This window comes from Desulfobacula sp. (assembly GCF_030145145.1).
Classification (GTDB): domain Bacteria; phylum Desulfobacterota; class Desulfobacteria; order Desulfobacterales; family Desulfobacteraceae; genus Desulfobacula.
In genome coordinates this window covers 18854-37994 of sequence record NZ_JAQYWD010000039.1, presented here as the reverse complement: position 1 = coordinate 37994, position 19141 = coordinate 18854, and the positions used below count along the sequence as shown (strand labels likewise).

General features: G+C 48.2%; 16 protein-coding genes. 15 read left to right on the top strand and 1 reads right to left on the bottom strand.

Annotated elements, in window-relative coordinates; all coding sequences use genetic code 11:
- Positions 1-68 precede the first annotated feature (68 nt).
- From Q1Q15_RS19925 to surE, 4 genes are all read left to right on the top strand, one after another.
- On the top strand, positions 69-797 hold the full coding sequence (locus Q1Q15_RS19925) for a hypothetical protein (protein WP_300463965.1): 729 nt from the start codon (positions 69-71) through the stop codon (positions 795-797).
- A 72-nt stretch (positions 798-869) separates the two neighbouring features.
- Positions 870-1757, top strand: coding sequence for a DMT family transporter (locus Q1Q15_RS19920; RefSeq protein ID WP_300463963.1), 888 nt, complete (start codon positions 870-872; stop codon positions 1755-1757).
- A gap of 195 nt (positions 1758-1952) precedes the next feature.
- Positions 1953-2159 (top strand): dodecin family protein, encoded by a 207-nt coding sequence (locus Q1Q15_RS19915; protein WP_300463961.1) that lies wholly within the window; start codon positions 1953-1955, stop codon positions 2157-2159.
- Between the two features lie 145 nt (positions 2160-2304).
- Entirely contained in the window at positions 2305-3081 is a 777-nt protein-coding gene (surE, locus tag Q1Q15_RS19910) for a 5'/3'-nucleotidase SurE (protein ID WP_300463959.1), read from the top strand.
- On the opposite strand, the gene Q1Q15_RS19905 is transcribed toward surE, so the two are convergent.
- On the bottom strand, positions 3046-3975 hold the full coding sequence (locus Q1Q15_RS19905) for a CoA ester lyase (RefSeq protein WP_300463957.1): 930 nt from the start codon (positions 3973-3975) through the stop codon (positions 3046-3048). The two genes, surE and Q1Q15_RS19905, sit on opposite strands and share 36 nt — an antisense overlap.
- Positions 3976-4446: 471 nt before the next feature.
- Between Q1Q15_RS19905 and Q1Q15_RS19900 the strand changes: the two genes are divergently transcribed.
- From Q1Q15_RS19900 to Q1Q15_RS19850, 11 genes are all read left to right on the top strand, one after another.
- Positions 4447-6306 (top strand): thiamine pyrophosphate-dependent enzyme, encoded by a 1860-nt coding sequence (locus Q1Q15_RS19900; RefSeq protein ID WP_300463955.1) that lies wholly within the window; start codon positions 4447-4449, stop codon positions 6304-6306.
- A 22-nt stretch (positions 6307-6328) separates the two neighbouring features.
- Complete coding sequence (locus tag Q1Q15_RS19895; RefSeq protein WP_300463954.1) at positions 6329-6901, top strand: indolepyruvate oxidoreductase subunit beta; 573 nt, start codon at positions 6329-6331, stop codon at positions 6899-6901.
- Positions 6902-7274: 373 nt separating this feature from the next.
- Positions 7275-8834 (top strand): acyl-CoA carboxylase subunit beta, encoded by a 1560-nt coding sequence (locus Q1Q15_RS19890; protein WP_300463952.1) that lies wholly within the window; start codon positions 7275-7277, stop codon positions 8832-8834.
- A 71-nt stretch (positions 8835-8905) separates the two neighbouring features.
- Positions 8906-10051 (top strand): acyl-CoA dehydrogenase family protein, encoded by a 1146-nt coding sequence (locus tag Q1Q15_RS19885; protein WP_300463950.1) that lies wholly within the window; start codon positions 8906-8908, stop codon positions 10049-10051.
- A 257-nt stretch (positions 10052-10308) separates the two neighbouring features.
- Positions 10309-11499 (top strand): CoA transferase, encoded by a 1191-nt coding sequence (locus Q1Q15_RS19880; RefSeq protein WP_300463948.1) that lies wholly within the window; start codon positions 10309-10311, stop codon positions 11497-11499.
- 33 nt (positions 11500-11532) lie between these two features.
- Complete coding sequence (locus tag Q1Q15_RS19875; protein WP_300463946.1) at positions 11533-12219, top strand: GntR family transcriptional regulator; 687 nt, start codon at positions 11533-11535, stop codon at positions 12217-12219.
- A complete protein-coding gene (gene meaB, locus Q1Q15_RS19870; protein ID WP_300463944.1) occupies positions 12212-13177 on the top strand; it encodes a methylmalonyl Co-A mutase-associated GTPase MeaB in 966 nt (321 codons plus the stop codon). The genes Q1Q15_RS19875 and meaB overlap by 8 nt, the downstream gene beginning before the upstream one ends.
- A gap of 18 nt (positions 13178-13195) precedes the next feature.
- On the top strand, positions 13196-13594 hold the full coding sequence (locus tag Q1Q15_RS19865; RefSeq protein ID WP_300463943.1) for a cobalamin B12-binding domain-containing protein: 399 nt from the start codon (positions 13196-13198) through the stop codon (positions 13592-13594).
- 36 nt (positions 13595-13630) lie between these two features.
- Entirely contained in the window at positions 13631-15283 is a 1653-nt protein-coding gene (locus Q1Q15_RS19860) for a methylmalonyl-CoA mutase family protein (RefSeq protein ID WP_300463941.1), read from the top strand.
- Between the two features lie 11 nt (positions 15284-15294).
- Positions 15295-17400 (top strand): hydantoinase/oxoprolinase family protein, encoded by a 2106-nt coding sequence (locus Q1Q15_RS19855; RefSeq protein WP_300463939.1) that lies wholly within the window; start codon positions 15295-15297, stop codon positions 17398-17400.
- Positions 17397-19124: a hydantoinase B/oxoprolinase family protein gene (locus Q1Q15_RS19850; protein WP_300463937.1), complete on the top strand. Its 1728-nt coding sequence runs from the start codon at positions 17397-17399 to the stop codon at positions 19122-19124. Before Q1Q15_RS19855 ends, Q1Q15_RS19850 begins: the two co-directional genes overlap by 4 nt.
- The last annotated feature ends 17 nt before the right edge of the window (positions 19125-19141 follow it).

Sequence of the window (19141 nt, the reverse complement as noted above, 5' to 3'; positions counted from 1 at the left end):
ATTAAAGCTAAAGTCCGAAAGTTGAATGATTAACCCCTTATGTTTTGGATGATTAAAAGGAAAACCACATGATTTCAGAATGCCCCCATTGCCATCAGGCCCTGCGCTTTTCAGATGCCCATCGACAGAAATTGACCACCGCCATTAACAGATTGCCCCCTGACAGGACCCTGAAATTTGCCTGTCCAAAATGCAAGAAGCCCATAGAGATCCAATCAGACGGATTCCCCGTCTCTGTAAAGGAATCAGCCTCTGGGGCACCAATTTTACCCTCCCCCTCCCCCCGGGTCCCTGTCACGCCCCCCAACCCCCAGGATATCGGATGGCTCGCCAATGGAAAATTAAAAGAGGACCAGGTTATAAATACGATTCCCACTGCCATGGTTCTGATGCCGGAAGGCCCTATAAAACAGACCATTACCAACGCCCTTGAAGAACAAACATATCAGCTCTATTTTCCTGACACAGTGGACGAAGCCATTAACAGCATGAGATTCCGGGATTTTGCCGTAGTGGTTTATCACAGCAAATACGAAACATCACCATTAAACGCCCAGGATTTTCATCGGTTTATGATGCAGCTGAACATGTCAAAACGACGGTCGATTTACTATATTCTTATGGGGCCGGAATTTCAGACGCTCTTTGATCTGGAGGCATTAACCTTTAGTGCAAATCTCGTGGTCAATACCAGCGAGGCGGAATACCTTTCCGTCCTGTTGAAAAAAGGCCGTGTAGATTATGAGGCATTGTTCACCCCCTACAGCACACTTTTGAAAAAGTATGGAAAAAGTTAGAAGGATACGATGGTTCATGATCCTGCTGTTGAATGAATTGTCTTTTGGTAATTTGAAAGGAATGAATACCCTATGAAACCCAATAATGCGGCTTTAGATTTTAAAGGGATCACGCTGCTTGTCCTTCTTTGTGCCAGTTGGGGCTTTAATCAAGTGGCCATCAAGGTGATCCTTCAGGACATCTCTCCCATACTCCAGGCGGGCATCCGGTCCATGGGCGCCACATTGCTGGTGCTGGTGTGGATGACCCTGCGCCACATCCCCGTCCTGTCAAAAGACAAGACCCTTTGGTGGGGCATCACTGTGGGCCTTCTCTTTTCAGCGGAATTTATTCTGATCTATTGGGGGCTTAATTTCACCAATGCCTCCCGGGCCGTCATTTTCCTGAACACATCGCCATTTGTTGTGGCCCTGGGTTCCCAACTTTTCATTCCCGGAGGAACCCTCAGTAAAGTCCAGTTGTCCGGTCTTTGCCTGGCTTTTATCGGTATTATTGTCGCATTCAATGAATCCTTAAACCTTCCCACCCGGGAGACACTCCTGGGAGATGTCATGTTGATGGGTGCTGCGGTCTTCTGGGGGGCAACCACCGTGGTCATAAAAACCGGTCCCCTTGCCTTTATTGCACCGAGCAAAACCCTTTTATACCAGATTGGTGTTTCTGCAATGGTGCTTCCTGCCGCTTCCCTGGCATTGGGAGAACCCGGCATCACGAACCTGTCGCCGCTGGTTATCGGAAGCCTTTTTTACCAAATTGTCTGGATCGCTTTTATTACCTATATTGTCTGGTTCTGGTTGATCAGCAATTACGCCGTGTCAAAGCTGGCATCTTTCACGTTTTTAACCCCTTTTTTCGGGGTAATTGCCGGGGCCATCTTTTTAAACGAACAGATAACCCTGTCACTCGTTTGTGCACTTGTTCTGGTGGGAACAGGCATATATCTTGTAAACAGACGATAAAACCAGACGATACGGTTTAAAAAACCCATCCAGGCATTTCAAAAAAAATATTATTCTGGTTTTTTTTAAAAATAACTTTGCAAAGTGTTTGGTTATCTGTATCATCAAGATAACAGGTGCAATATTACTCACACACTTCTTAGGATTGTACCAAACTCATTTTAAGGTCATTTTAACTTTTGAAAGGAGATTGTCATGGAAAAAAGTGTTTACAAAATAATTGAAGTCGTAGGGTTTTCTGAAAAGTCTTGGGAAGATGCTGCCAAGGCTGCTGTTGCCGCTGTTGACAAATCGGTTCGAGATATTCGTGTGGCTGAGGTGGTTATGATGGATATGCGTTTGGAGGATAACCGAATTGTTGGATATCGTACCAAATTAAAAGTGTCATTTAAACTTGAATAATTCATCCATTTTAATCAGATACCATTTAAAATAAAATTGCATCGTCTTGTCACTGAAACATAGATGGAATCGGAATTTTTAAAGACCGCTTCTGTTGTGGAATCGGTCTTTTCCGCATTGAGGTTTAAAATTATATAGAAAAATAATGAAAATTCTCCTTACAAATGACGATGGCTACAATGCGCCCGGAATTCAGGTATTGTATGAAACCCTTCGCTTTGATCACGAAATTGTTCTGATCGCACCGGAGAGAGAGAGAAGTGCCGTGAGTCATAGTCTCACCCTTCATAAACCCCTGCGGATGAATCCCATCCCCCTGAAGGGGGACGACACCGGGTATATCGTAACGGGAACGCCTTCAGACTGTGTCAAGCTGGGGTTGTTTGAACTTTTCTCCACACCGCCGGACCTGGTTATTTCAGGGATTAATTCAGGGTGCAACCTCGGCATAGATATCAACTATTCAGGTACGGTTGCCGCTGCCAGAGAAGGGGCATTAAATGGGGTGTTCAGCATGGCTGTTTCCATAAAGCAGGGGAAAGTTGTAGATTTTAAAGGCGTATCCGGCTTTATTGCAACCCTTGTGAACACGCTGCACGATGACGGACTTCCTTTTGGCACATTTTTAAATATCAATGCGCCGGATCTGTTGCTGACGGATATGCGCGGCATCAAAATTACAAGGCAAGCCTCTAAAAATCTTTCCCGGCAATTTGAAAAACGGGTGGACCCCAAAAACAGGCCGTATTACTGGTACAGCACCCCAAATCAAGGGGATGGAGAACCGGACACCGATGTCACCGCTTTATCCCAAAACCATATTTCCATAACACCTATTCAATGCGATATCACGGATTATAAAACAATCGCTGAATTAAAACCATTGTTATACAAGACCCAGATAAGCGGCCTGAGCCCATAATGTTTTTGCAAGCCGCAAAGTGGCCTGATCAACCATTCTACCCTCAATGCCAATGGCGCCTTTTCCGTTATGTTCGGCAGCTTCACAGGCATCAAGAATGGTTTTTGCCCTTTTGATATCTTCCGGGGAAGGCGAAAAAACCTGGTTTACGACATCAATTTGATCGGGGTGTATCACCCACTTGCCATTAAACCCCAGTGCCCGGGCCAGTGAAGCAGAATGGCAAAGGCCTTCACGATCTTTAAAGTAACCGTAGGGTGCATCAATGGCCAAAAGGTTATTGGCTTTTGCAGCCATGACCATTTTACTCATTGAATAGTGCCACCGGTGGCCCGGATAAAGGTTGGCTTCGTTTTCGCCATGACCTGAAATCGACATCAATCCGGCACCAATGGAATTGGAATAGTCTGCAACACCAAACACAAGGGTTTTAAGGCGGCGACTTGCCTGGGCAATCTGTGAAACAGCCGCCATCCCCCGGGCGGTTTCAATGGAGGCTTCGATTTGTATCTCACGCTTAAATCTTTTGGCCATTTCTATCCCGTCCAAAAGGCGGCTGACAAAATGAACATCACCCGGATGATGTATTTTTGGAAGGACAATGGCATTGATTATATCTCCTGCCTTTTCAGCGATGTCAAGAATATCCCGATACGCAAATGGCGTATCCAGGGAATTGACGCGAACCGTTACGGTTTTTTCTTTCCAGTTCATATGCCGAAGCGACTGAACGACCAATTCGCGTGCCGTGACTTTTTTATCCGGTGGCACACTATCTTCAAGGTCCAGCATGACAACATCTGCAGCGCAGTCGATTGCTTTTCCATGCATTTTTTTTACATGCCCGGGAACGGAAAGATTTGATCGGTTGGGTTTCATGGGATTCGTTTTCATGCATCACAACTCCATAAGACATTTTGCACAGGTTTCATGTTTAACGGGTCTGCAGCCCCAAACGTGACCATTATCAGCAGACTAAATAACAATATTTAAATGCCGTGTAAAGGTCTGGGCAATAAAACCAATTTTAAATGGTAACGCTATTGCTGTAAAGATTCTTCCCAAAAAACAGTGCTTGACTTTCAACAATTCTGTAAGGTATACGAGTCAGTATTGTAAACAATCGTATCTATTATAAAAATGGAGACGTTTATGGACCCTTGCAGGATTGACAATGTTTTATCTCCTAAACAGGCAACCGCCTCCCCTTTTCTCTACCACTGGCCCCCCCTGAATGCGGTCTGACCCCAGACCTTAGTTCACGACGGACTGTAATTTACCCCCCATTGTGACACGGGTTGACACGTGTTTAACAACGGCGGATAATTTAAAAATTTGCATGAATCAAATTTTAAGGATTTTACAATGAAAGAAGAATTTTTACTTGGAAACGGCGCCATTGCTCTTGGAATTTTAGAGGCCGGCTGCCAGATCATGACCTCCTACCCCGGGACCCCCTCCAGCGAAATCCTTCCCGAAGTTGTCCGGTTTTCCAAAGCGGCTAACCTGAACACCAGCATTGAATGGTCCGTTAATGAAAAAGTGGCCTTTGACAATGCGTTTGCAGCTGCCATATCCGGCAAACGGGCTGCCTGCTGCATGAAAATGGTGGGCCTGAATGTTGCGGCCGACTCGTTTATGTCTGCAGCCTATATCGGCAACATCGGCGGTCTTGTGATTATCTCCTGTGATGACCCGGGGCCCCACTCCTCCCAAACGGAACAAGACTCCCGGCTCATGGCACGCCTGGGCAAAGTGCCGGTACTTGATCCGGGAAGCCCTGAAGAGGCAAGGGAAATGATCAAAGTCGCCTTTGATCTTTCCGAAGAATTCCAGGTGCCAGTGATGGTGAGACCCGCCATCCGGGTCTGCCATGCCCGGCAGAATATCACGTACGGTGCCCTTGAAAGTAATTTGACCAAGGCTGATTTTAAACGGGAGCCAAGTCGCTGGGCATCCACACCAAAGTTCAGGCTTATTCAACACAAGGCCTTGAATGAAAAACATGAAAGGATCAGTGAACGATTCAATACCTTGACGCCGTTTAATATGCATACCCTTGAAAAAGGAACGTCCTATCCGTTTGGTGTTGTCACCGGTGGCGTTCCCTCATGCGTGGTTCAAGACATGTTTGAAGAGTATGACAGGAAAGACATCCCGGTCCTGAAACTGGGTGCACCCTACCCTTTCCCGGAACGACTGGCTGATGAATTCATGGATGCCTGTGACAAGGTATTGGTCATTGAAGAAACCGACACACTGATTGAATATATGTTAAGGGATAAACACAAAACCCTGGGAAGACTCACCCATCATGTGCCCATGGAAGGTGAACTGGTGCCGGAAAAAATAGAAGGGGTGTTGAACAAAGCCCTTTCAGACTGCGGACTGCCGCCATTATCAGACCATGACTGCGGCACAGAAGCCTTCACGCTTGTGGGCGGTCTTGATCTTCCCATAAGAAAGCCGACCCTGTGTCCCGGATGTCCCCACAGGGCCTCTTTTTATTCCATCAGAAAAGCCCTGCCAAAGGCCATTTACCCGTCCGACATCGGGTGTTACACCCTTGGCAGCAATTTAGGCGTTGTGGACACCGTCCTTGACATGGGGGCCGGGATTACCATGGCATCCGGGTTCTGGAACGCCTATATCCAGGATGATGTAAAAAAACCCATTGTGGCCACCATAGGCGACTCCACTTTTTTTCATTCCGGCACCACAGGCCTCATCAATGCGGTTTACAATGACTCACGATTTATCCTGGTGATCCTGGACAATCATGTTACCGCCATGACCGGCATGCAGCCATCCATTACCCAGGGAGACCGGGTGGACGGCAGAAAAGGCAATGCCATTTCCCTTGAAACCATTGTCAAAGGATGCGGGATTAACTATTTAAAAGTGGTTGACCCCTATGATACGAAAACCATGATTCAGACCGTAAAGGATGCAGCAGACCATGTAAATGATCCGGACGGCGGTATTGCCGTGATCATCTCCCGCCATCCCTGTGTGATTGCATTCAAGGATCAGGCCATTCCTGAACAGATAAAGGTGCGTGTTTCAGACGAGTGCAATGACTGCGGATTCTGCCACACGCGGTTTGAGTGCCCTGCCCTGATTCAGGACAAAGAAAATGGAAAGACGGAAATCAACGAACTGCTTTGTGCCGAGTGTGGTGTCTGTATACAGATCTGCCCGCAACATGCCATTGAAAAAGCCTAACCCTTTTACGGAGAAAAATAATATGAAGACGATCAATTATGTATTAACCGGCCTTGGTGGGCAGGGAATTCTTTTTATGACAAAAGTGCTGGCCACCGCTGCTTTAGACAAAGGGTATAATATCCTGGGTGCGGAAACCCATGGCATGGCACAACGGGGCGGGTCTGTCGTATCGCACTTAAGGATCGGGGATGCCCGATCCAGCTTGATCCGGGCAGGCGCTGCCGACTTTCTTTTGTCCATGGATGAGTCCGAGGCGTATCGGTATCTGCCCTACCTGAAAAAAGGCGGAAAATTATTTGCCAATGCCCCTTCAAACCAGTTTCCGGATGAACGGACCGCGGCTTATCTTGAAGGACAAAACATCAAGACCTGGGCCATGGAAGCGGCCAAAACAGCCATGGCGATGGGGTCTTCCAAGTCAACCAACCTGGCCATGGTGGCGTTTTATGCCGCCTTTGACGTCGGCCCCCTGAGTGCGGCAGATCTGCGGATGACGGTGGATAAAATGAGTCCCGGACCTTTTAATCGCACCAATTTAAAAATTTTTGATGCCTGTTACGAGACCGGCAAACAAATGGCCATGGGAAATTAGTGCCATCAGGGCAACAGTCATGAAAAAAAATCTGCCTGAAAAAGTGCTGCCTGTTTTGTTCCCAAAACTAAGGTATCTGATTTTTTTTTGTGGCTGTTGCCACAGCATTTATGAGAAACACCCCCCTGGGTTGATATCATCACTAACCCACAGGGTATTGACCCGCACACCCCTGTTTTTTTTCACCTCATGATCGGTGTCACCCGCCGGATGGCTGTTGCAGTATCCCTTCTGACCCAATAGATTTTTTTTCAATTATAGGCTTGACACTGATCCATTGTATACAGTATACAATGGCTATAATCCGTCATGAAACCCGCATTTCATGGCTTTTTTTTAACGTCCATATAACTTAAAATCAAGGATGTCTCCCATGACCGAAAAAACACACCAGAAAGAACTTGAAAGATTAAAGAGCCTTCAACAGAGAGCCTTTATGGGAGGTGGTGAGAAAGCAATGGATCGCCATCGTTCCAAAGGCAGATTGACCGCAAGGGAACGATTGAACCTGTTGTTTGACCCGGGCAGTTTTGTAGAGTTGAATGACCTGGCCGAAAGCCAGTGCATGGATTTCGGCATGGAAAAAAGAAAAGTCCCCGGAGATGGTGTGGTTATTGGGTATGGGTCCATTGACGAACGGACCGTCTTTGCATATGCCCAGGATGCGACAGTGCTGGGCGGATCAGTCGGAACAATCCATGGCCAGAAAATCTGCAGGATCATGGATGAGGCCCTGAAAGTAAAAGCCCCCTTGATCGGCCTGAATGATTCCGGCGGAGGGCGGCTTCATGAAGGCTTTTTTGCCTCCAGGGGAGTGGCCGGCATGTTCTTGAGGAATACCGCTGCATCCGGAGTCATACCCCAGATTTCGTGCATCATGGGACCCTGTGCCGGTGTGTCCGTATATTCACCGGCGTTGACGGATTTTATCATCATGGTGGAAAAACAGAGCCAGATGGTCATCACCGGCCCCAAAGTCATCGCGGATGTGACCGGTGAAACCGTGACCCTGGAGGAGCTGGGCGGTGCCGATATTCACAGCCGGGTCACAGGGCAGGCCCATTTTGTAACAAAAACCGACCAGGAAAGCATCGCCCTTATCCGTCACCTGTTAAGCTTTCTGCCATCCAATCATGATGAACCCCCCCCTTCCAGTCCCTGCAACGATGCGCCGGACAGAAAAAATGACATCCTCACCGAGATCGTACCGGCAAACTTTAGAAGGGGCTATGACATGCACCAGGTCATCTCCGAGGTGGTGGACAATCAAGATTTTTTAGAGGTCCTGCCTGAGTTTTCACCCAACATTATAACGGGCCTAGCCCGACTTGACGGCAACACCGTCGGCATCGTCGGCAATCAGCCGACCATTATGGCCGGATGCCTGGATTATCATTCCGCAGACAAAGCCGGTCGGTTTATCCGGTTCTGTGATTGTTTTAACATCCCCCTGGTGAATTTTGTGGATGTACCCGGATATTTTCCCGGGGTTGACCAGGAACATGCCGGTATCATCCGGCATGGTGCAAAAATGCTGTATGCCTATGCAGAAGCCACGGTACCCAAGATTACCCTGGCCTTGAGAAAAGAATACGGCGGGGCTGTCATGGCCATGTGCTGCGAAGGAATGGGGGTGGACCTGATGCTGGCCTGGCCCATTGCCCAGCTGGTCGTACTGGATACTGCGGCAGCCATCAATATCATATATCGCAAGGAGATCCAGGCGGCAGAAGACCCGGAAGCCTTCAAACAGCAGAAAATCGAAGAATATGATTTCAAGTATTCAAATCCGTTTCATTCCGCCTCCAATATGCTGGTTGACAAGGTTATTGAACCGTCTGAAACCCGAACCCAGATCATCAAGGGACTTCAAATGTTGAAAAATAAGCGACGGCCAGAGCCGTTCCGGCGACATGGAAACATCCCGTTGTAACCGGAAAATAAAATATGCATCAATCATTTGAACTCAATAGTCATAAAATTTGAAATATAGGAGATAAACAAATGGATTTTTTACTGACAAAAGAACAAAAATATATTCAAAAAGCAGCAAAAGAATTTGCCCGGGGGGAATTGGCAGCCGTGGGACGGGAATTTGATCTGAATGAAACCTATCCGGCAGACATTGTGAAAAAAGCCAGGGAACTGGATCTTATCGGGCTTTTCATTCCTGAAAAATTCGGCGGTCCGGGTCTGGGATATCTTGAGCAGGCCATTGTTTTAGAAGAGCTCTGGAAAGTGGATCCCGGTATCAGCCAGCAGCTTTGCTCTTTAACGTTTGGTGCGGAAGAATTTATCCTTTTCGGTACCGAAGAACAGGGTAAAAAATATCTTGACCCCATTTTTACAGGAGACGCGGTGATGGGATTTGCCATCACAGAACCGGACGCGGGGTCCGATACGCTGGCAGCATCGACGACAGCCGTGAAAGACGGCAATGAATGGGTGATTAACGGATCAAAAGTCATGATTGGGAACGGAACCCGGGGAACCTTCATGCTCATTTACTGCCTGACGGATCCCGAGGCAAAATCCAGGTCCAAACGGCACAGCATCATTATTGTTGAGACAGACCGGCAAGGATACACGGCCGAATCCATGCACGGAAAAATGGGGCTGCGCTGTTCAGATACGGCGGCCATCTATCTGAACAATGTCCGTGTACCCGAAGAAAACCTGATTGGAACCCGGGGAAACGGATTTCACCAGCTTATGGCTTTTTTTGACAGGAGCCGGGCCTATGTCAGTGCCCATGGTGTTGGACTGGCCCAGGGAGCACTGGATATGGCAGTGAAACACGTCAGAGACCGGAAACAATTTGGAAAACCCATTGGCAGTTTCCAAGGTGTCCAGTTCAAAATCGCGGATATGGCGGTAAAAATTGAACTGGCCAGAACCCTCATGTACAAGGCTGCCTGGCTGCTTGACAACGGGACACCCGATACGCATGTGACAGCCATGGCAAAACTGTATGCGTCCCGCATCGCGGTTGAAGTGGTTGATGAGGCCCTTCAGCTCCACGGCGGATACGGATATTTTGATGATTATGATATCGAGCGCTTCTACCGATCTGCAAAAGTCCTTGAAATCTATGAAGGGGCAAAAGAAATCGAAAAAATGATCATCGGACGAACCATCGTGGGCAGATAAGGTTCAACCGGTTGCAATAAAATTTCATCAAACCATTGGCTTAAAAAAATCGGGGAAGGTATCTTTTAAAGGTGTCAGCCCCGGTTTTTTTTGTGCCTGAAATCCAAAATAGACTATTGGCATTTTTTCTGTGCGTGTTACGAATTTCATGAGACATAAGCAACAAAAAAAACATCTTGACAGCCAATTGTATACAGTATACAGTGTACTATAATTCACCGCAGGACAACCTTTAGCCATTGCCCATGGAGGCCTTTATGAAAATTTTTAAAAACCTTACGGTACTATCACTTGAACAGGCAACCGTTGCCCCCTATCTCACTTACAGGCTGGCCCAGGACGGGATGAATGTCATCCGCCTTGAACATCCGATATATGGAGATCCAAACCGGTTTATCGGAGAAAACGTTCTGGATGAAGAACGGATGAACGCCTATTTTCTGTGCATCAACTCCGGGAAAAAAGCATTAACTTTGAATATGGCCGACCCCAAGGGCCAGGAGATATTTAAAGAACTGGTCCAAAAGCTGGATGTTGATATTTTCATCACCAACCAATTGCCCAAGAATTACACCAAGCTGGGCATGGCCTATGACATAATGAAAGAAATTAAACCCGATATCATCTGGCTGGGTCTCACCGGATTTGGACCGGACTCCAATGAAGGCGCCTATGATCCCATCCTCCAGGCAAGATCCGGGTTAATGGAACTCACGGGAGAAGCCGATGGAGATCCCCAGGTTCTGGGGATTCCGCTGCCGGACATGGGAACCAGTGAACACGGATACGGGCTGTTGATGAAAGCCCTTTTCAAACGATCTGTCACAGGCGAAGGTACCCGCATTGACCTTTCCATGTTTGAATCTACAGTCTCCTGGATGACCACCCCCATTTCCCTTACAAAAAGCTTTGGTGCAACCGTTTCCCGCCGGGGAAACACCCATGAATTTTTCAGCCCGGTATCGGTTTATAAAACCAGCAACGGATTTGTTTATCTGGCCGTGGGCAATGACCGTCAGTGGGAATCCATGGTTTCCCAGGACATGTTCAAATCCCTTGCAAAGGAAGAATACAAGAAAAACAAGGGAAGAATTGCAGATGTCGACAACCTGAACACCGCCATTACGGCCATTACGGAACAGCACACCTCGGAAGAACTCATTGAGCTCTTCACGGCGATTACCGTACCCATTTCAAAAATCAAGAAAATCAATGAAGTACTGGAAGATCCCTTAATCGCAAGACGGATTCTCACGTCAACAGATCCCAAAACAGGCACAAAGGTGACCCTTGCGCCGCCACCCAACATGACGCCCTTTCTTGAAGAACATGATCAGAAATTGTCCTTTCCCCCCCGTTTTGGCGAACAAAACCAGGAAATCTATGGTGACCTCCTGGGATATGATGCGGCAACGCTTGCTGAGTTTAAGGAAAAAGGAATTGTTTAACAGAAAGCATAATTGCATGGGAACTATAGTCCAATGAAGCTGGACAACAAATTTAAGGAAAGAAAATCATTAGGTCAGAACGTATTTGACTATTTGAAAAATGCCATCATTGACCAGACCATTGAGCCGGGTGCAAGGCTTGTGGAAAGCAAGCTTGCCGATATGCTGGGGATCAGCAGGACACCGTTGCGGGAAGCCCTGCACAAGCTGGAAAGAGAGGACTGGATTGAAAAAATTCCTTCCGGCGGATTTCAGGTAGTGACACTCACAAAAAATGAAATTGAGCAGACCTTTGGTATCCGGAGTGTGCTTGAGGCATATGCAGCAAAACTTGCTGCTGAAAACCACCAGGAAAAGGATCTGATTCCATTGGAAAAAAAGATGATGGAATACCAGAACTGCCTGGGAGAAAAGGACACTGCCAACCTTCAGCGAATCAATACGGAATTTCATGATCTTCTCTACAGTTTGAGCAAAAGCCCACGGCTGATCAAAATGATCAACCAGCTTCGGGCCCAGATCTCCAGGTTCCGGCAGATTATTCTTAAACAGGAAGGATATGCAGAGCAGAGCAACGACGACCATATCAGAATGCTTGAGGCCATTAAAAACCGGGATGGCAAAACGGTTGAACACCTCGTAAGGCAGCACATTATCAAAGGAAAGGCTGCTGTTTTGAACAAATTGGAAAAAGAGGAAGGCAACAAAAAAAGTGCCTGAAATAAAGGACATACTGCTGGGAAACCAGAGAGCCGGTGCACGGATGATCCGACTGATTGAAGAGGGAAGTCCCAAAGCCTTTCCGCTGCTCAAACAGCTGTATCCCCATTCCGGTAACGCCTTTATCATCGGCATTACCGGATCACCCGGCGTGGGCAAATCCACCCTGATGGATGCCTTGATCCTGGAATTTCGTAAACGGGATAAACGGATCGCGGTCATTGCCGTGGACCCGTCAAGTCCTTTTTCCGGGGGAGCGATTTTAGGAGACCGGCTGCGCATGCAGCGCCATGCAACAGATGAAGCCGTTTTTATCCGGTCCATGGCATCAAGGGGACAGACGGGGGGTCTTTCCCGGGCCACAAAAGATACAGCCATTGTCCTGGATGCCATGGGGTATGACATCATCCTGATTGAAACCGTGGGTGCCGGGCAAGGAGAGTTTGACATTGCAAGCCTTGCCCATTCAACCGGGATCGTCAGCATCCCCGGAACAGGAGACGGCATCCAGGCCGTCAAGGCCGGTATTCTTGAAACAGGGGATGTCTTTATTGTCAACAAATGTGACCGGCCGGGTGCTGACGCGTCTGTGCATGCACTGACCATGATGATCGGGATGCGCAACAGGGGAACACAACTGTCAAATCCATCCCCAAAGTGGACGCCTTTGGTACTCAAGACCAAGGCCCTGGACGGAACCGGTGTTGATGAACTGGCTGACACGTTTTTGTCCCATTTTGATTTCTTGAAAAAAAACAGCCTGACCGATCAAACGAAAAGAACCCAGGAAACCCTCTATTTCAAATCCTTGCTAAATGATCTGACCCTGGAAAAAATTCGCTCATTCATGGAAGCCTCTCCAAAATATGACGCCGTTTTAAAAAAAATACAGACCCATGAGATGGATCCGATCAGTGCGGCAGAACATGTGGTCAATACAATGATTATTTTAAAATAATTAAAAGGAAAATGACTGATGGAAACAACACACAAAATTCGGGTATTGATTGCAAAACCCGGTCTTGACGGACATGACAAGGGCGCCAAAATTGTGGCCCTGGCCTTAAGGGATGCAGGCATGGAAGTGATTTATTCAGGTCTCCACCAGACCCTTGAACAAATCGTGCAGACAGCCACCCAGGAAGCCGTGGATATCATCGGGTTAAGCATTATGTCCGGGGCACATCTGCCCATTTGTAAACGACTCATCACCATGATGAAAAAACAGGGGCTTGATGATATCCGCCTGACCGTGGGAGGCGTTATTCCCTACCAGGATATTCCTGGACTCAAAGAAATGGGGGTGGCAGCTGTGTTTCCCGGCGGAACCTCTTTTGAGGACATTATTACCGGCATGAACAACCTGTTTGAATAATCCGGATCATTTCCGAAAACTTAAGAGAGGTAAACAATGGGTGTTGCAAAATATACCAAGGATGAAAGAGGCGCAATAAAAGAGGTGACCTACCAGTCCGGAATAAGGGTAAAACCGGTCTACGGTCCTGAAGACCTTAAAAAAGCGGGTTTCACGTATGAACAAGATTTAGGAGCCCCTGGAGAATACCCCTTTACCAGGAGTATTCATCCTCAAAGCTATCGCAGTCGGGCCTGGACCACAAGGCAATACACGGGATTCGGCACCCCGGAAGAGACAAATGAACGGTTTAAATTGATGATTGCCAATGGCCAGAACGGATTGAATGTGGCCTTTGACCTGCCCACACAGATGGGCTATGACTCGGATCATCCCCTGGCGGAAGGGGAAGTCGGCCGTGTTGGCATGGCCATTGACTCATTAAAAGATTTTGAAACCGCTTTTGCCGGTATTCCCCTGGACAAAATTGGGTCCGGATTAACCATCAATGCGGTGGCCACCATCATGATGGCCATGTACCAGGCAGCAGCAGAAAAATTCGGATATTCCAAAGACCAGATTTCCACAACACCCCAGAACGATATCCTAAAGGAAATGATCGGCCGCGGTGCATGGATATTCCCGGTGGAACATGGGGTAAGGCTGGTTGGAGACTCTATTGAATATGCAGTGAAGGAACTACCCAAATCCAACCCGGTCAGTATCTGTGGGTACCATATCCGTGAATCCGGTGCCACACCGGCCCAGGAAATCGCCTATGCCTTTGAGATTGCCAAAGCCTATATTGACAATGTCACAGCAAGGGGCATCAAACCGGAAGATTTTGTTGGACGGTTTTCCTTTAATTTCAATGTATATGGAAATCTCTGGGAACAGATTGCCAAATTCAGGGCTGCCAGAAAACTCTGGGCAAAAATGCTGAAAACTGAATATGGTGTCACCAACAAGAAAACCCTTTTCTTAAGAGGGTTGTTTGGTGGCGGCGGCTCCGGTCTCACCAAGGAACAGCCGGAAAACAATATCATGCGGGGGGCCTATTACGCACTGGGTGCGGCCTTGTCCGGTGCACAGACAACCGCGTTGTGTTCTTTTGACGAAGCCTATACCATCCCCACCCCAAGATCGGCGCTGCTCTCTTTGCGGACCCTTGAAATGCTCATGGATGAAGTGGGATTACGAGACACCGTAGATCCCCTGGCAGGTTCCTATTTTATTGAAACCCTCACCCTTGAGATGGAAGAAAAAATCGTTGAGGAGATGAAAGAAGTCCAAAAATGGGGCGGCATGACCAAGAGTATCTCTGAAGGGTTTATTCAAAGAAAAGTCTCCAGACAGGCCTATGAATATGAAAAAGGCCTCCAGTCCGGAGAATACAGAAAAGTAGGCGTTGTCCCGACCTCGGAATCAGGAGATTCACCAGACCAGGAAACGGAAAAAACAGCGGTTGAACTGCATGAATACAATCAGGAATGGGCTGAAAAATCCAAGGCCAACTTAAAAGAACTTCGCAGGACCAGAGACAACAAAGCGGTAACAAAAAGCCTTAAAGATCTTGAGACGGCAGCCAGGGGCAGTGATAACGTCATGCCGCACCTGGTAAACTGCTGCCATGCCTATGCCACGGTGGGAGAAATGGCCGGTGTTTTCAGGGATGTATTTGGTGAATGGAACGAACCGGATTTTTACTAAGGAGATAAAAATTGGAACAGGAAACCTATCGACTGGGATGCGATATCGGCGGCACGTTTACAGATTTTGTCCTTGTAAATAATACAACAGGAGAATTTCATACGAACAAATGCCTGACCACCCCTTCGGATCCATCGAATGCCATTGAACAGGGCATTCGGGAACTGACACAAGTCCTTCCCGGATTTTTGGACAATGTCGAGGAGATTATCCACGGCACCACCCTGGTCATCAATGCCATCATTGAAAGAAAAGGTGCCAGAACAGCATTGATAACGACCAGGGGATTCAGAGATGTTTTAGAACTGGGCAGGGAAAAACGGTATGATGCCTATGATATTTTCAGCGAATACCCCGAACCCATCGTACCCCGGTCAGACAGGTATGAAATTGACGAGCGGATGACCTTTGACGGCCGGATACTCAAAGATGTGGATGAACCAGAGGTGTTGGCCCTGGTTGAAAAAATTAAAAAAGACGGCGTGGAATCCATTGCCGTTTGCCTTATCAACTCCTATGAAAACCCGGTCAATGAACGAAAGATAAAAGAGATCATTGAACGGGAAGTGCCGGAGTTGTTTCTTTCCAGTTCGTTTGAGGTGCTTCCGGAAATAAAGGAATATGAACGGACCTGCACCACATCGGTGAATGCCTATGTCAAACCCATCACCTACTGGTATTTGAATAAACTGGTGAACAGACTGGGAACCATCGGTTTTGGCGGCAAACTGTTTATCATGCTTTCTTCGGGCGGGATCACCTCGGTGGAAACCGCAAAGGATTTTCCGGTGAGGATCATTGAATCCGGACCTACGGCAGCCGTGATTGCATCCCAGTATTACGGGAAAATGTTCAATATTAAAGATATGTTCTGCTTTGACATGGGTGGGACCACCGCCAAATCCTGCCTGATCCAGGACGGCCACGCAGGACTGGTGTCCACCTTTGAGGTCGGCCGGGTCCAGCGGTTTCAAAAAGGCAGCGGGCTGCCCATACAGGTGCCGGTTGTTGATTTGATGGAAATCGGGGCCGGCGGCGGTTCCATTGCCCATATTAACCGGATGGGACTGCTCCAGGTAGGCCCTGAAAGCTCTGGTGCGGATCCCGGACCTGCGGCCTATTGCCAGGGCGGTGAGAACCCAACCGTTACCGATGCCGACTTGGTCCTGGGATATCTGGATCCCGACTTCTTTCTGGGCGGCACCATGCGGCTGGATATAGAATTGTCCAAAAAAGCCATACAGGAGAAGATTGCCGGGCCCCTGGGAACCACCATGGTGGAGGCGGCCTTTGGTATTCACGATTTGATCAACGAAACCATGGCGGCAGCGGCAAAAACCCATATTGCAGAAAAGGGCGGTAACCCAAATATCGTTACTGTCACCGCTTTTGGCGGAGCAGGACCCGTCCACACTTACGGGCTTGCCAAGAAAATCGGTGCCGGATCCATCCTTGTACCGCCCCTTGCCGGTGTTGGATCGGCCCTGGGTTTCTTTACCGCTCCCGTGGCGTTTGATATGTCAAGAAGTCACCGGAAAGTACTGGAAGAAGCCGATTTTAATGAGATTGAAGACCTTTTCAGCCAGCTTGAAAATGAGGCGGCTAAAATTCTGGAAGGCGCCCAGACCGGTGATGATGTTATTTTTGAACGAACGCTGTTGATGCGGTTTGTCGGCCAGGGTGCCGAGATCGACCTGGGCATTGAACAAAAAGAGTTTCAGCAGTTTTCAAAAGATGACATCAGAACCATGTTTGATGATGAATATAAAAGGCTGTACGGCAGGAGCAGTGCTGAATCTCCCGTGGAATTTGTCACCTTTAAAGTGCGGGCAAGCCTGCCGAAAAAACCATTTACCATTTCAAAGCTGTCCACAGAGAACAGGGATATTCAAGCGTGTATCAAAGGGCAGCGGCCGGCATTTTCCGTCATTAAAAAGGACTATCTCCCCTTTACCGTTTATGACCGGGCAAAACTTTTCCCCAATGCCCAGTTCAACGGGCCGGCCATTATCGAGGAACGGGAATCCACCATTGTCATCGGTGAGGATACCACTGCAAGGGTGGATGACTTCGGTTTCATCTGGATTAATATCGTTGACGGGGAGGATAAACGATGAAAAATTTAAAAAGAGAATTCGACCCGATTACATTGGAAATCCTTTGGAAACGCCTGGTCTCCATTGTGGATGAATCTGATGCATCCGTTATCAGGACCGCCTTTTCAAGCCTGTTACGGGATGCCCACGATTATACCTGCATGTTCACCGACAGCCGGGGACAGGAACTGGTCCAGGGAACGCTTTGCACACCGGGAATGGCCGGTGCCATGGCCCTGGGCATGAAAAAAATTGTCAAATCCATACCCCTGGAAGACTATCATGACGGGGATGTGTTTATTGTGAACGATCCGTGGCTCCTGGCCGGGCATTTAAATGATGTCTGCGTCTGGAGTCCCATCTTTTTTAAAGGCAGGGTTGTGGCGTTTACGGCATGTATTTTCCATCACACCGACATCGGCGGCAGAACTGCCTCGGACAACCGGGATGTTTATGCCGAAGGTCTTTATATCCCGTTGACCAAACTCTATGATGCAGGCAAGCTCAACCAGGATATTGTGAACATGATCCGCTGGAATGTAAGGACACCCAAGGAATTTGACGGGGATATCCGTTCCCAGGTCGCGGCCAACCATGTCTGTTCCCAGAAAATCATAGAGATGATGGAAGACGAAGGGCTTGATACCTTAGATGACCTTGCTGACGAAATTTTTGACCGGACCGAGAAAAGCATGCGCGCTTCCATTGAAGGGATTAAAGACGGTACCTATACCCACGAGGGGATTATCGAAGGTGCGGGCGATAAATCGGACATCCCCATCAAACTCACCGTAACCGTGGACGGATCCGAGATCCATGTTGATTTTGACGGTACCTCCAAACAGGTGGCTTGGGGGGTTAATGTTGTTTACAATTTTACCTATGCCTATGTGTTCATGGCGGTTAAGTCTGCTTTTGACCCTGGCGTCCCCATTAATGACGGTGCGATTCGGCCGATCACCATGTCAGCACCGCACGGCTCTGTTGTCAATTGTAAGTTCCCTGCAGCTGTGGCTGCCAGGATGGTGGTGGGTCATTTCATGACGGAGATGGTGTTCAAGGCACTGGGCCAGGCCGCACCGGATAATATTATTGCCGGATCGGGCGGAACGCCTGCCCAGACCAATATTTTCCATGGGACTTTTGCCAACGGCAAACCCTGGCATACCATGATTATCCGCGGCGGCGGCATGGGAGCCTCTTCCCGGCTTGACGGTCATCACTGTGCCATTTTCCCGGCCAACGGCGCAAATACGCCTGTCGAAATTCTTGAAAGCGATACCTCCATGATCGTTGAATCAAGAAGCCTGATACAAGACTCAGGGGGTCCTGGTAAGCAGCGGGGGGGGATTGGCAGACAGATGATCATCCGATCACCCGACGATGGGGATAATTCTCCGGGAACGACATCCATTGCCGTGCAGGCAGGGCGCTATATTTATCCGCCTGAGGGCATCTTTGGAGGGAAAGACGGATCATTGGCCAAATTCTTGAAAAACGGTGAGAATGCAGACCCCAGCGGTCTGACCTTCTGTGAGCCGGGTGATACCGTTTCCTTTGTCAGCGCCGGTGGCGGTGGGTACGGCGACCCCTTTGAACGGGACCCAGAAGCCGTGGAAAAAGATGTACAATATGGCTATGTAAGTATTGAACGAGCGAAAGTGGATTATGGTGTGATTATTGAGCCAGACACCTTAACACTCGATCTTACTGCGACCCGACAATGTCGTAAGAATAACAATTGAGCACTTAGTGGAGCAGA